This window comes from Stieleria sedimenti, from assembly GCF_025060895.1.
Taxonomy (GTDB): Bacteria; Planctomycetota; Planctomycetia; order Pirellulales; family Pirellulaceae; genus Stieleria; species Stieleria sedimenti.
Genome location: NZ_JANZKV010000287.1, coordinates 12,857 through 26,724, shown reverse-complemented (window position 1 = coordinate 26,724; position 13,868 = coordinate 12,857). Strand labels below are relative to the sequence as shown.

Here is a 13,868-nt window from a genome sequence, read left to right as displayed (position 1 = left end):
ACCTCCTCCCGCCTCCCTCCTCGTTGCAGTTTGCTGCCAAACTCTCTCCACTCCTCTTCTTCCCACGCGTCCTCCCCGGGCGCCACGACTATGCAATCCAATCGGCCTTCGGGCGACGAACACCGCGCTGACGATCGCGGATCAAAACGTCATGGCGGATCTCGTGATTATTCCAGCCACCGCCGGCAACGCCAACAACGACATCCGGACAAGGTCGTCGATCGACGCATCCGGGAACTCGATGCGGAGCGAGATCCGCTCTCGCTGCCCGAGGAGATCGTCAGCGAAGCGACCAAGGTCGGCCAACGCGTCGGGATCCCCTCCGGCGGCGACGGTCCCCAGCTGAACCTGGCCCAGTTGCAGGAGATGGAGGACGCGAAGCTGTTGGAAATGGCTCGCGAAGACGCCATCCCCGACTTTGAGTTGATGTCGAAGCAGGAGTTGATCTTTGCCGTCTTGAAGCACCGTATGAAAGTCGGTGGTTTGATGTATGGCGAAGGGACACTGGAGATCCTGCCCGACGGGTTCGGGTTTCTGCGGAGCAGCAAACATCATTACGTGTCGTGTCCCGACGACATCTATGTTTCGCCCAGCCAGATTCGGCGATTCGGGTTGCAAACCGGCAGCCATGTCGCCGGACAGATTCGTCCGCCCAAAGAAAACGAACGGTATTTCGCCTTGCTGCGAATCGAGGCGATCAATCGGCGCGACCCCTCGCAACGCAACGCCGCGATCCCGTTTGAAGACCTGACGCCGCTGCATCCGGATCGCCGGATCATGATGGAACACGAAGGCGGCGAGATGTCGACACGCGTGGTCGACATGCTGACGCCGATCGGGTTCGGACAACGCGGCTTGATCGTCAGCCCGCCCCGCGCGGGCAAAACCGTGCTGATGCAAAACATGGCTCGCGCGGTGCTGGCGAACTATCCCGAAGCCTATGTGTTTATTCTGCTGATCGATGAACGTCCCGAAGAAGTGACGGACATGGAACGCGAAGTCCGCGGGCCGCAGTGCGAAGTCATCAGCAGTACGTTTGACGAACCCGCCCAGCGACACATCCAAGTCGCTCAGATGGTGATCGAAAAAGCCAAGCGGATGGTTGAAGCGGGCATCGACGTGGTCGTCTTTCTCGATTCGATCACGCGGCTGGCCCGGGCCCATAACAGCGACGGCGAATCCACCGGCAAATTGCTCAGCGGCGGTCTGGATGCCGGCGCGATGCAGAAACCCAAGTCGATCTTCGGCTCGGCCCGAAAAACCGAAGAGGGCGGGTCGCTGACGATCATCGCCACCGCGTTGGTCGATACCGGCAGCAAGATGGATGACGTGATCTTTGAGGAATTCAAAGGGACCGGAAATCTGGAAATCGTGCTGGATCGGGCGTTGGTAGATCGACGGATCTGGCCGGCAATCGACATCAGCCGAAGTGGGACGCGCCGTGAAGAAATGTTGCTGGACAAAGAGGAGTTCAAGCGGATTTCAGCGGTGCGACGTGCGTTGTCCGAGGTCTCGCCGGTCGATGCCATGGATGACCTGATCAAACGGTTGAAAAAGACACAGAACAATGCCGAGTTTTTGCTGAGCGTGAAGGATGTTGACTGAAATTACGGGTGTCGATGGCCAGCTGCCCTCCGGAAAAATTGTCATCGTCGCCAGTCGCTATAACGAAGGCATTTGTGATTCACTGGTCCGCGGCAGCGTCGAAACGCTGACCGGGGTCGGCTACACCGAAGCCGACTTGGAAATCATTCGTGTGCCCGGTGCCTGGGAATTGGTCATGGTGGCCGCCAATGCACTCGACCGCGACGAGGTGCTCGGCGTTGTCACGCTCGGCTGCGTGATCAAGGGCGAAACGACACACGACGAACACATCAATCGCAGCGTCAGCGATGCGGTGATGCAATTGGGCGTCCAGACCCGCAAACCCATCGGTTTTGGACTATTGACCTGCAACACCCTCGAGCAAGCGCTTCAACGCAGCGGCGGAACGGTCGGCAACAAAGGCAACGAAGCCGCCGAGGCGGTGGTCGAATTACTGCGGCTGGCCGGTAAGCTAAATTCTTGAGGACTCGAGTGGCTCTGTTGAATTCGGCCGTCGGATGGTGTGGCAGAATGATGGTGTGAAGATCTGTCTCGTATCATTCTGCCCCCTTATCATTCTGCCATCTTCTGTCTCTTCCTAAACGTCCACTTCGGCGTCCGCTGCCCGGTCCATGATGAACCGGAACCGTGCCGACGCGTCGCGTCCCATCAGGTCGCTGATCACGCGGTCGGTTTCCAGCTGGTCGTCGACTTCGACTCGCAGCAACTGACGTTGGGCGGGGTTGAGCGTGGTTTGCCAGAGGACTTTGGGCATCATTTCACCGAGTCCTTTGAAACGCGTGATTTCCGGCTTGGCCCTTCCGCCATGCTTCTGCAAGATTTCTTCGCGGTGGGCGTCGTCTTTGGCCCAGTAGGTTTCTTTGCCCAGGTCGATTCGATACAGCGGCGGAACGGCGATGAACAAACGCCCGTCGGAAATCAACTGTGGCATGTGGCGATAGAAGAACGTCAACAGCAACGTCGTGATGTGGTGTCCATCGGAATCGGCGTCGGCCAACAGGATGATGCGGCCGTAGCGCAGACCGCTGATGTCCATCTTGGGGCCGATCCCGCAGCCGAGTGACGCGACCATATCTTGGATTTCTTTGTTGTCCAGAATCTTCTTCAGCGTCGCACTTTCGGTGTTCAGGACTTTTCCGCGGAGCGGAAGGATGGCCTGGTAATTTCGATCGCGGCCTTGTTTCGCACTGCCACCGGCGGAATCACCTTCGACGATAAACAGCTCGGACTCCATCTTTCCGCTGGACAAACAATCGCTCAGTTTGCCCGGCAGCATTGTTCGTTTCGCACCACCCTTGCGTGAGACGGCTTCGGAAGCGGCACGGGAGGCGGCACGGGCGCGGGCGGCGGCGATGATCCGGGCGACGATCGAGTCGGCGATGGACCGATTGCTATTCATCCACTGTTCGATCTCGCCACGCACCGCCGCTTCGACGCCCGTTTGAACTTCGGGGTTGTTCAAACGGTCTTTGGTTTGACCTTGGAATTGCGGCTCGCTGACGAAGACCGAAATGATCCCCACCATTCCTTCGCGGATGTCTTCGTGGCTGATCTTGACGCCGCGCGGCGTCAGATTGTGGGTGTCGATATAGTTACGCACCGCCTTGTTGAGCCCGCCGCGGAAACCGTTTTCGTGTGTTCCGCCGCTGCCGGTCGGGATTCCGTTGACGTAGCTGCGGACGTGTTCGTCGGTCGATTCGGTCCACTGCAAGACGACTTCGATCCGCATGTCGTCGTCGATCGAGAGGCTAAACGGAGTGGCGTGGATCGGCCGCGCTTTACGTTCCTTCAGGACTTTGTTGAGAAAGTCGACGATGCCTTGTTCGTGAACGAACGATTCTTTGGTCTTGGCGGCTTCATCGACGTAGGTGACTTTGACACCGCGGTGCAGGAAGCTGGCCGTTTCCAGGCGGGCGCGAATCAGCGCCGAATCGAACGTCGTCTTGGGGAAGATCTGCGGATCGGGGGTGAACGTGATCGTCGTCCCGGTGCCGCGGATGGCGCCCTTGAGTTTTTTGAGTTTCGAGGTCGGCTTGCCGCGTTCAAATTCCATCTTGTATTGCGCGCCGTCGCGACGGACCACCGCCGTCAGTTCTTTGCTGAGCGCGTTGACCACCGATGCCCCGACGCCGTGAAGACCTCCGGCGGTCTTGTAGTTCTGGCCTTCGAATTTGCCGCCGGCGTGCAGAATGGTCAGCACCATTTCCAACGCGGGTTTCTTCGTCTTGGGGTGCTTGTCGACGGGGATGCCGCGTCCGTTGTCGGCAACCGACACGGTTTGTCCATCTTTGTGAAGCGTGACCACGATTTCGCTGGCGTGGCCGTTCATCGCTTCGTCGACGGAGTTGTCGACGATTTCCCAGATCAGATGGTGCAGTCCCGCGGTGCCGACACCCCCGATGTACATGCCCGGACGCTTCCGGACCGGGTCCAGACCTTCGAGTGCGACGATGGCGTCGGCGTTGTAGTTCGATTTAGTCGCGATTGCTGTCATGGATGATCAAACGCCATCAACTTGAAACTTGAAACTTGAAACTTGAAACTTGAAACTTGAAACTTGAAACTTGAAACTTGAAACTTGAAACTTGAAACTTGAAACTTGAAACTTGAAACTATTCATCGTCGAACGGTGCGGGGGCGGCGATGGGCGGCGCGATGATCTTGGCGATCTTGCCGTTCTTCTGAAGCTCGACGCCCTTGCCGCCGCGACTGGTGACACGGTACTTGGCGGTGGAGACGGTTTTGCGTGCGCCGCGGTTGGTTTCGATGGTCAGCAGGTCACGGTCGCCGCTGCTGGCTTTGAATCCGAGCAGGCGATCACCGTTGGCCAATCGGATCAGGGTGACGCCTTTTCCCGGCCCGGACAGATAATTGATTTCTTCGGATTCGCAGACGATCGCGCGACAGTTTTCCGAGACGGCCAGAATGATTTCGCTGCCGGTAATCGGGATCACGTCGATGATGGCGGCGTCGCCGGTGACGCGGGCGTACCGGCGTCCGCTGCGGGTCGACGGTTCGGCAAACGGGGCCAGTCCGAAACGCAGTGCAAAACCGTTGCTTGAGGCGGCAAAGGCGTGGATTTCGGGGCAGTAATCGGGGTGTTTGGGGTCTTCGTGAATCTTGCCGATGCGACGCGGGTCGAACGAGATCGCTGCGATGATGCGTTCGCCGTCCTTCATCTTGAACAGCTTTTGAATCGGTTCTCCGAAGCCCGTCGAGGCGGGGATGTCGATGAATCGGGTCGTGTAGCAGACACCGAGGGACGAGAACAGACCGAGGGTGGCGCGGGTGCTGCCGGCGATGCAGGCGAGCACCGAATCGCCTTGGCGAAGTCGACTCTTGGAGGGATCGGCGATTTGTTTTTGCCGTTTCACCCAGCCGTCGGTGGTGACCAGGACGTGGCAGTTTTCGGCGACGATAAAGTCCTCGACCGAATATTCGACTTCGACTTCGACGGCGTTGATCGCGGTGCGACGACGGCTCGCCGCGTCGCTTCCGTAGGTCGTGATGAGTCCTTCGATTTCTTCACGGACGATTGTCCAGCGGCCCGAGGCGTTGGTGTCCTTGGTGTCTTCGTTGAGCAGTTGACGGATCTGCCCGGCGCGTTTCTTTTTGTCTTTCAGTTCATCCAGGATCAGATTGATTTCCAGACGCGCCAAGCGATACAGTTTCAGTTCCAGGATCGCGTCGGTCTGCTCGGCGTCCAAGCCACCTTTGCTGGCCGGGAACCGTTTCATGATTTTTTCGGCCGCATCGGCTTTGCCGTCCGATTGGCGAATGATTTTGATGATTTGATCGAGCGCGTCAAAGATCAGCGCGAAGCCTTCCAGGATGTGGATCCGCCGCTCCAGCGACGCCAGTTCGTTTTCCAGGCGACGGGTGACGACTTCCAAGCGGAAGTGCAGGAAGTGCCAGAGCATTTCTTTGAGAGAGAGTCGCTCGGGCGTTCCCAGTTCGGGGTTTTCGGTGGGAACCAGACAGGTCAGATTGACGTTGAAGTTCTTTTGGAAATCGGTGTGCTTGTAGAGGAACGCCAGCACCTTCTTTTCGTCGGCGTCTTTCTTGAGCAACAGGTCGATGCGGATTTCATCGGTCGACAGATCGCGGACTTCGGTGACCAGGGGCAGTTTGCCGTCGAAGACGAGTTCGCTGATCCGTTCGACCAGCAGCGCTTTGTTGACGCTGTAGGGGATCGAGTCGATTTGAATGACTTTTCCGCCGCGATCCTTGGTGCCCTGTTTGATCGTGCCGCGAAGCTTGATGGTGCCCTGGCCGGTCTGATAGATCTCGCGCAGTTCTTCCTTGGTGTTGATGATTTGGCCGCCGGTGGGAAAGTCCGGCGCCTGGACGGCATCATTGGCGACCAGTTGGTAGTCTTTGATTTCGGGATCACGCAACAACTTCAGCAGTGCGTTGCAGATCTCGCGGAGGTTATGTGGCGGAATGTTGGTGGCCATGCCGACGGCGATGCCGGTGGCGCCGTTGAGCAGCAGATTGGGTAGGCGGCTGGGCAGGACGACGGGTTCTTCGCGGCTGCCGTCATAGTTGGCCTTGTAGGCGACGGTACGGGTCGCCAGGTCGGTCAGCACTTCGCCGGCGACCGGGGTCATGCGGCACTCGGTGTAACGCATCGCCGCGGCATTGTCGCCGTCGACGCTACCGAAGTTTCCGCTGCCGTCGACCAGCGGCATCCGCATGGCGAAGGGCTGGGCCATGCGGACCAGAGCCTCGTAGATCGAGCTGTCGCCGTGGGGGTGATAGTTACCCATCACGTCGCCGACGACTTTGGCACACTTGCGGTGCTTGGCGGTGCTGGAGAGCCCCTGCTGGTGCATCGTGTAGAGGATGCGTCGCTGGACGGGTTTGAGTCCGTCGCGGACGTCCGGCAACGCCCGGCTGGTGATCACCGACAGGGAATAATTGAGGTAGCGTTCCTGAGCCGCCTGACGCAGCGGGACCGCCGTCAGGAGCGATTCCTCGACGGCGTCAAACAACGATTTGCCGTTCTTTTCCGATTGCTTGCGGGGACGTCGTTTTGCCACGCGATAGGGGTCCTTTTACACAAATTGATACGGTGCGTTCTTCACCTTCTCCATCGGTCGCAGGGTCGCGCCGATTTGCCCAAGTTAGGGTAGAGACGGTGAAAATTCTAGACAGGCAGTGGCGGCAGACTTTAGCGGTTGGCCGGGTCGAAAGGCAAATGCAGTCGACACCGGTGTTAGCGATGCTCCGAAATGATCCGAAATCGCCAGCGCAACGCTCCGGGCTATCGCCGAACGGGCAATCCCGCCGAAACAACAAACCGTGTGAAGAAGAAATGCCCGCATCCGGCCGGCCGCCTTCGGGGGATCCCGTTTAGGGTGGTCTGCTACCGCCGAGAGGGAATGGCGGCGGATCGCATCCGGCGGTCGGGCGAGAATGGAATCAATGGCTGACAACACGGGTTCGGAGGAACCACCGGATGAAACTTCGACTGACAAATCAATTCTACGGCGCCGTCGCGGTGCTGGCACTCGTCGCTTCGGCCGGTAACGCCATGGCGCAAGGTGAATCCTTTATCGTCGCCAGTCAGGTCGTCAGCGATACTGCGCTGCCGGCCTCCGGCGGCTACATCGGTGATCTGGCTTCGGCCTCGATCAGCGACAGCGGCTGTAGCAGTTGCCAAAGCGGCACCTGTTCCAGCGGCACCTGTGGGGTCAACGGCGGTGGTGTGCTCGGGAAGCTCCGCAGCGGATGCGGCGATGTGAATGGCGGCGTCTGCCAAGACCGCCGATACGACCATTCGGATCTGTTTTACAATTTTTACTCCGGCGGCAATTGCAACACCGCAAACGCCCAATTGTACGTCTCGCCGGTTCCCGTGCCGCAGTTCGTCGGGCACACGTTTAACACGTACCAGCCGCTGTATCCGCACGAGTTTCTGTACAAGCACACAAATCGGTACCACAACTACTACGACAACGGACGTGGTCTCAATCGCACGAAAGTGCATTATTCCTATCCGCCGGTCAAGCAAGCGATCAGCAATCTGTACTGGAACAAGTTGCGTTTGCCACGCTGATTTTAACGCCGGTTCTGAACCGAACCATCCACTTCCACCCACCGAGATCAAACTCATGCGTACGCTATTCGTACTCGTCGCGTGCCTGGCGACTCTTCCGATTGCCTCGCAATCCGACGCGACCGCCGCGGGGCCGGGGCTGTTTCAGAAGAGCCCCCCGGTCAGCCATCCGTGGCATGGCGGTTACTATCAACAAAGCTGGGGCCAGCCCCTGGCCGTCGTCGTTCCGCCGACTGCCAACGTGCGTCAAACGTACTCGTGGGGTGTGGGCCAGAACTTGATGTACCCGGTCAATTCCCAATACGGGCGTAACGCACCCGGTGTCGGTGCCGGTCCGCGGGGGGCGTTCCGGCCGACGCCGCCGTGGCCCAGTCACACCGACCAGTTCGGTTACTACTACATCCGAGCGCCCTGGTAGGGGGCATCGCCACGCGGAAAGCGGTTGGGATTTGCATCCCGCCGCGTTTGCGTTCACACTGAAGTGTCCGCGGCGGTCCGCGGCGATGCTCTTTTCTTTTGCCGCGCAGTGAACCAATGCCCGATCCCGATACGACGACCGCTTCCTCGGCCGGGGATCAAACGCCATCCAGTGAATCAACGGTCGACTCCGGCAACCCCGATCTCAGTCCGCTCGACGGAGGCCGATGGCGCCCGGTCAGTCCCGGCGAGCTGCTGCGGAAAAACGTGGTGGATCCGAACGAGGAATTCGATGACGATCAGCGGGAACATCGCCGCACCGTTCAATTGGAACGGCGCCAAGAATTGGAGCACAAGTTAAAAGCCAATCCGACCGATTTGGACGGCTTCTTGGAATTGGCCGGTATCTATCGCAGTGAACATCGGCCGTTGGAAGCCAAACGGTTGCTGCAACAGGCCACGCAGATCTTTCCCGACGACGAACGCGTCTTGTTTCAGTTGGAAGAGGCGATCCTGGCCCGCTCCTTGCAACAATACCGCGAGGTCAGTGATCTCGCGTCGCGGCTGAAAACGCCCGAGGCGGATCGAGAGTTGGAGCGAAGTCGGAGTGATTGGGCGATGCGACGGATCGAAGTGTGTCGCGCCCGGTTGGCGCGAGACCCGTCTCAGATCCAATTGCGATTGGCGATGGCCGATGCGAAATTCGACGCCGAGTTGTTCGAAGAGTCCTTTGCCGACGCGGGGCACCTGTTGGAATTGGACGAATTTTCGCCGCAAGCGCATTTCCTGCGTGCGCGCTGTTTGCTCGCGCTGGGAAAAGACTTGCCGGCAATGAAGGAGCTGCGCGCCGTGGCGCTGCGACGGTCCGTTGTCGCGCCGGAATCCTTGCGTCACGCCAGCCTGAAACTGCTTTGCGACTTGGCCGACAAGTTGTCATTGCATGCGACCGGGCAACAATATCACGCGCACCTGAAGCGTCTTCAGGCAGCCTCCTCGTCGTCGAAGTCCTGAGAACCTGACCATGAATCAAGCCGTCGTTGATCCCGAACAGTTACGACAATTTGCTTCCCATCTGCATCGTTTCGTCGAGGAGTTGAAAGAGCGATCGACGGCGCTGGGCACGCAGATGAATCAGCTCGAGCAAACGTGGCGAGATGAACAGCAACGCAAATTTGCGGGCGAGTTCAGCGAGCAACTGCGTCAGCTTTCTCGATTGGTCAAGACCAGCGAGCAACACATTCCGTATCTGCTCCGCAAAGCGGAACAAATTGACGCCTACCTGGGCAGGTAGGTCGGCCTCAGCCGGCCAACACCCCATGCCATTTTCTTTGACGCCACGCGGGGTGTTTTTGAAACGCGACCGGACGGTTCGCGGGCTGTCGGTTTTGTGAGCCGCGACGCGTAAGCGGCCGGGCATTCTGGCGCCCGCCCGAGGCCTGACGGCCAGCGGCTCACCATGGACTCAGCAGATCCCGATTAAAACGACGGCCCGCTCGCGCCGTTCCGCTAACAGTTTCAGTGCCAAGGTCGATGGCATGGGGCTCGTGCCGGCATCCGGGCATCTGCCGACGTTCGGGGGAAAACCCTCAGGGGCACACGTCCGTTGCCGTCGGCGGACGGTTTGTCGTGTTTGGATGGGCAATCATCTTTGTCGGCAACGGGTTTTTCACCGTTTTCTGTTGCGATCCCAAACATTGATTGCGGCTGTATCACAGGGTTATCGCGTTCACCCGGATGAGCATCCACTCAGCGCGAAAATGTTTTTCGCCCGTCATCTCATCTGCTGGGTGGTATCACTGAAGTCGATTGGGTGTCCTGCGAGTTGTTTGCAGGGCATGAGGGTCTCTGTTTCTATGCAAACACCACGTTTCAAATTGATGATCTGCGTCGGCGCGACAGCGCTGAACTTGCTGCTCGTCGCTTTGGGATACCACTTGTTCGGCCCGGTTGCCGCATTCGGGTTTGGTGCGACGTTCGGGATCGCCATTTTCGAAGCGGTGATCTGGTATTTTCGTCGCGGGAAAACAAGGACCAACGAACGCCGTCTCATGACCGCGGTGATTGTCATCGCGACATTGACCGGGATCGTGATCGGCGTGGATTCGTACCGAAACGGTCTTCACGAAACGCGAGTCCGGGTCCGCGAGGCGAATCGTTTGCGTTCTCAAGTGAAATCCAAGTCGCAATACGAACTGGTCACGATCTCCTATCACGCGCCGCCGCTGCAGACGGATGAACGGTTATCGGTTCACGGTTATGTCACCAATCCCGAAGATTTGGATTCGTTGCAAGAGATGGTTTACCGCAACCGGTCATGGAAGGTGGAGTGGGACGTGGGGCTGATGGCCGAGAGTCCGTCGCCGCAGTAGGCGGTGTTGCGTTGCATTCTCGATCGATTCCCCGCGCGACTTTTTCGTTCAGTCCACGAAGTCCAGTGTGTAGCAGTCTTCGACCCGGACCTTTTCTGGGTCGACCAGATCGAGCGCGGTGAGTTGTTCGAAAAGTTCGCTCCATCGCTGAGCGGTCATCGTGCCGACCGTTTCGACACCCGCCGCGTCAGGCATCGCCAGGTCGCGCATCACCCTTGCTCCGAACTCGAGTGCTTCAGGCGTCATGCCTTCTTCGTTGACGGTCAAGATCGCCGCGTTGCCTTGGCTGCCGTCGGTCAGATAGTTGCGCCAGCCCTGGCGAGTGACTGCGACGAAACGCCGAACCAGATCGGGTTGTTCGCGGATCAGTTTTCCCGTCGTCACCAGAACGCTCGAGTAGGGATTGAACCCGAGTTCGCTGACCATCAACGTATTGACCGGCACCCCCTGTTGTTCGGCCAGTAGGGGTTCGGCACAGCTGTAGCCTTGGATCACGATGTTCGGATCCCCGACCAGAGAGGCGATGCTGCCGTGGTAGGGCACCTCTTTGACCCCGTCCAAGATCCCTTTGGAGCGCATGAATTCGACGAACGCGCGACCGGCTTGGCGTTGCAGCGTTTTTCCCCGCAGGTCGGCAAAGGATTCCACGCCGCTGTCCTTGCGGGCCAGGATGCAACGCGGGTGGTTTTGCATCGCAGCCATCACCGCCACGACATCGATCCCCTGCTGGCGATAGACGATCACGTCGTCCGCATTGGCGATCGCAAATTGGGCCCGCTCCAGCGCCAGTTCAGGACCGATCGGAGTGGCCCGTCCCCCCGGCTGAATCGTCACGTCGAACCCTTCGGCCTGGTAGGACCCGTCAGCCAGGGCCTGGAATAACCCCCCGTGCTCGGTTTCGGGATACCAATTCAATTGGACCTGGATGGGTGTGCCGCCTTCGGGTGACGGCGTGGGCGTCGAGTTGCATCCGGCCAGGATGACAAGGACGGCAAGGTAGGACAGTTGCAGAGGCTTCATCGGATTTGGCTCGGGCGGCCCGTTGGAGTGGCGTTTGCAGAATGATTGCAATGTATCAATCCCCAAGGCAGGTGCGAGTCCAACGAATCGGTCTCCGCTGATCCGGTCTACCCTGTGTTCCGCTAATAAATGCTTCACAGCGCTGCCCGGCGGGCAACGCTGTGAAACCTCTCTTTACGTTCGGCCGCCGGTGCCGTTACCTTGTCATGAAACACGCGCCGGAAATGCGTCTGAGCTGTTTAGCGTTCTGTTTTGGTGGTCTTATTGAGAGCTCAGCTCATCGGGTTTGGCCGTGAAACGGATTTGAAGTCCAATCGTTTGTTCAGGGAAGAATGTCATGGGCGAAACCATTCGTTATTTGATGGTCGCCGTTGCCGCACTGATCTCGATCCTCCAGATCACGCCTGCCCGGCTTGTCGCGCAGGGGCCGAGCGGCGGATTTGAAATTCCGCCATCGCTCTCCGGTGCGTTTGGGGCGTCTGAATCGCGAGCGGAGTCGTCGCGTGGTGTTGGTGGGTCCGCATCGGCTTCGATGAGTTTGCCCAATTTTACCGGCGGTGTCGACACGCAGCGTGTGGGGCCTCGAGCCGGTGGCCCGACAACCGATCCCACGACCTCCCGTGATCGTGCTTGGCTTTCCGAGACGACGTCCGGGGTCAAACGGCCGACGACCGAGCCGGTGGGTTCCACCGCATTTGGCGGGCAGTCGTCTTCGATGCTGCCCAATGACCTCCGCAGCAGCCCAAACCGAAACACGATTGCAACGGTCGGTGCCACCCAGGATCCGCAAAGTCGAGAAGCTCAATTGATGGCCAACGCGCGAGAGTCGACGGCATCGCCAAGCAGCAGCGGCAGCGGGGCATCGCGTGGCTTTGGCAGTCTTCCATCCGGCGTGCGGTTGCCAGACCAGGGCAACACGGCGGGTTCCAACGCCACCTTCGGCAGCGAGTTCGCACGGAATCCGGCCACGGCGTCGCCCAGTCCGACAAACCGCCCCGTCTACGGCCCACCGACCGCTCAAGAAGCCAACTACGATCTGTCGGTCTTCAATGCAAACAATCGTACCCATTCGAACGCCGCCACTGCCCCGACCGCCAATTCCCCAAATTACAGTTCGCAAAACTTCGGTTCCCCAAACTCGGCCAGGACGACGGCGCAGCAAGATCTGTTGTATCCGGGGAATCTGTCCGGTGGGGCGGCGTCGCGGCAGACCGCGACCGGTGGTTCGGCATTGGGATTTCCTGCCGCCGATCCCCGCTCGATGACTTCCACCGGGGCGGCCGGCGTTAACGCGTCGACCAACACGGCGCCTCCCAGTGTGCCCTCCAATTGGACCTATCAACAGATTGCTCAGCTGGGGCAATTGTTTGGGATCCAGCCCACGGATTCGCGGATGGGCGACAAGGCCTTCGTGAACGACCTCTACGCCAGCTATCGAGAATATCTGGCGGAACAGCAAGCCGCTCAGGCGAGTGCCGAGACGACAGCCAACGCGGCCGCACCGGGGCGCTGGCCGGCCGCAGGCGTCGGGGCGGGGGGACAGCCGGGATGGAACCTGCCAGGAGTTCAGCCACCGGCCGGAACGTCTCAACCGGGGACGCCGGGCGGATTCACCGGCGGATCGGCGGCGACGGATCCGCGTTTCGCCAGTCGCGATGGCGTCACAACCACCGCGGGTAGTGGCGTTTGGGGTTCAGAGGACCATTCCACCCGCAGGCTGGACGTGGATCCGCGTTTGTCCCAGAAAGACATCGATGGATTGCCTCCAGGGGCCTGGTCCTATGACAAGTACGGCAACCCGATCGACAAGGAACGTTATGTCTTGGATCGATTTGGAGAGCGTGTGGATGAGGAAACACAGTGGGAGCTGACGATCGGGCGAAAGCGTCGCATGGAAGAAGAACGCCTGGCTAAACTGGACGCCGAGCGGGGCCGCACGACGCTGCCGGCCGATTCATTGTCGGGCCAGCCGAGTGCGAGTGATCGTTTGCTCGCTGGTGACGGAGTCGCGGCGGGGGGGGCGTTTCGAACGCCCGTCGGTGGCGTCAGCGCGGCTGCTGATCGACCGAACGCTGTCGGCACCGGGGCCGCTGGCGGCGTTGGCCAGCGAGATCCGGGGCAGGGCAACCGCGTGCCGCCGGCCGACCAAGCAGGGATCGCGGGCGCGATCGGCAGATCGAACCCGTACGTCAACGTGTTCTTGCTATGCTCGCTCGTGGCCAACGCGTTCTTGTTCATCTCGTTGCATCGCTTGTGGTATCACCACCGCGATCTGATCGCGTCGAGCCGCATGGCCGCCAGCGGGATGTCCAACAACGATTAGTGCTTTGTCATCTTTTTCACTGAGGGTGGGTGACCCGAATGGCACGGGTAAGAGTGTTGGTGTACAGGCTTTA

Annotated in this window: 11 protein-coding genes; 8 read left to right on the top strand and 3 right to left on the bottom strand. The window is 59.6% G+C overall.

The genetic code is table 11. The annotated features are described in order from the left end of the window. The first annotated feature begins 90 nt into the window (after positions 1-90). Both rho and ribH read left to right on the top strand, forming a co-directional pair. On the top strand, positions 91-1,605 hold the full coding sequence (gene rho, locus NZK35_RS30505; protein WP_323379684.1) for a transcription termination factor Rho: 1,515 nt from the start codon (positions 91-93) through the stop codon (positions 1,603-1,605). Next, on the top strand, positions 1,598-2,068 hold the full coding sequence (gene ribH, locus NZK35_RS30500) for a 6,7-dimethyl-8-ribityllumazine synthase (protein WP_407699854.1): 471 nt from the start codon (positions 1,598-1,600) through the stop codon (positions 2,066-2,068). Before rho ends, ribH begins: the two co-directional genes overlap by 8 nt. Before the next feature lie 114 nt (positions 2,069-2,182). Here ribH and NZK35_RS30495 read toward each other — a convergent pair whose 3' ends face one another. Together NZK35_RS30495 and NZK35_RS30490 are read right to left on the bottom strand one after the other, a co-directional pair. Next, positions 2,183-4,099 carry a DNA gyrase/topoisomerase IV subunit B gene (locus NZK35_RS30495; protein ID WP_259636312.1) on the bottom strand — a complete coding sequence of 639 codons (1,917 nt, stop codon included), beginning with the start codon at positions 4,097-4,099 and terminating at the stop codon, positions 2,183-2,185. A gap of 118 nt (positions 4,100-4,217) precedes the next feature. Further along, a complete protein-coding gene (locus tag NZK35_RS30490; protein ID WP_259636311.1) occupies positions 4,218-6,647 on the bottom strand; it encodes a DNA gyrase/topoisomerase IV subunit A in 2,430 nt (809 codons plus the stop codon). A 419-nt stretch (positions 6,648-7,066) separates the two neighbouring features. On the opposite strand from NZK35_RS30490, the gene NZK35_RS30485 reads away from it, so the two are divergent. The 5 genes from NZK35_RS30485 to NZK35_RS30465 all read left to right on the top strand — a co-directional run bounded on the left by NZK35_RS30485 (position 7,067) and on the right by NZK35_RS30465 (position 10,452). Beyond that, complete coding sequence (locus NZK35_RS30485; RefSeq protein WP_259636310.1) at positions 7,067-7,666, top strand: hypothetical protein; 600 nt, start codon at positions 7,067-7,069, stop codon at positions 7,664-7,666. A gap of 55 nt (positions 7,667-7,721) precedes the next feature. Continuing rightward, positions 7,722-8,084: a hypothetical protein gene (locus tag NZK35_RS30480; protein WP_259636309.1), complete on the top strand. Its 363-nt coding sequence runs from the start codon at positions 7,722-7,724 to the stop codon at positions 8,082-8,084. Positions 8,085-8,200: 116 nt separating this feature from the next. Continuing rightward, positions 8,201-9,094: a tetratricopeptide repeat protein gene (locus NZK35_RS30475; RefSeq protein ID WP_259636308.1), complete on the top strand. Its 894-nt coding sequence runs from the start codon at positions 8,201-8,203 to the stop codon at positions 9,092-9,094. A 10-nt stretch (positions 9,095-9,104) separates the two neighbouring features. Next, on the top strand, positions 9,105-9,374 hold the full coding sequence (locus tag NZK35_RS30470) for a WXG100 family type VII secretion target (RefSeq protein ID WP_259636307.1): 270 nt from the start codon (positions 9,105-9,107) through the stop codon (positions 9,372-9,374). A 562-nt stretch (positions 9,375-9,936) separates the two neighbouring features. Continuing rightward, the gene (locus tag NZK35_RS30465; RefSeq protein WP_259636306.1) at positions 9,937-10,452 is read left to right on the top strand and encodes a hypothetical protein; all 516 of its coding nucleotides are present in this window, start codon (positions 9,937-9,939) and stop codon (positions 10,450-10,452) included. 48 nt (positions 10,453-10,500) lie between these two features. Here the strand turns inward: NZK35_RS30465 and NZK35_RS30460 are convergent, their stop codons facing one another. Beyond that, positions 10,501-11,472 (bottom strand): ABC transporter substrate-binding protein, encoded by a 972-nt coding sequence (locus NZK35_RS30460; protein WP_259636305.1) that lies wholly within the window; start codon positions 11,470-11,472, stop codon positions 10,501-10,503. A 337-nt stretch (positions 11,473-11,809) separates the two neighbouring features. Here NZK35_RS30460 and NZK35_RS30455 point away from each other — a divergent pair, with 337 nt between their 5' ends. After that, positions 11,810-13,795: a hypothetical protein gene (locus NZK35_RS30455; RefSeq protein ID WP_259636304.1), complete on the top strand. Its 1,986-nt coding sequence runs from the start codon at positions 11,810-11,812 to the stop codon at positions 13,793-13,795. The last annotated feature ends 73 nt before the right edge of the window (positions 13,796-13,868 follow it).

Coding starts and splice junctions, on each gene's coding strand:
- rho (WP_323379684.1), top strand. CDS start 91: ATGCAATCCAATCGGCCTTCGGGCGACGAACACCGCGCTGACGATCGC.
- NZK35_RS30495 (WP_259636312.1), bottom strand. CDS start 4,099: ATGACAGCAATCGCGACTAAATCGAACTACAACGCCGACGCCATCGTC.
- NZK35_RS30485 (WP_259636310.1), top strand. CDS start 7,067: ATGAAACTTCGACTGACAAATCAATTCTACGGCGCCGTCGCGGTGCTG.
- NZK35_RS30480 (WP_259636309.1), top strand. CDS start 7,722: ATGCGTACGCTATTCGTACTCGTCGCGTGCCTGGCGACTCTTCCGATT.
- NZK35_RS30475 (WP_259636308.1), top strand. CDS start 8,201: ATGCCCGATCCCGATACGACGACCGCTTCCTCGGCCGGGGATCAAACG.
- NZK35_RS30470 (WP_259636307.1), top strand. CDS start 9,105: ATGAATCAAGCCGTCGTTGATCCCGAACAGTTACGACAATTTGCTTCC.
- NZK35_RS30465 (WP_259636306.1), top strand. CDS start 9,937: ATGCAAACACCACGTTTCAAATTGATGATCTGCGTCGGCGCGACAGCG.
- NZK35_RS30460 (WP_259636305.1), bottom strand. CDS start 11,472: ATGAAGCCTCTGCAACTGTCCTACCTTGCCGTCCTTGTCATCCTGGCC.
- NZK35_RS30455 (WP_259636304.1), top strand. CDS start 11,810: ATGGGCGAAACCATTCGTTATTTGATGGTCGCCGTTGCCGCACTGATC.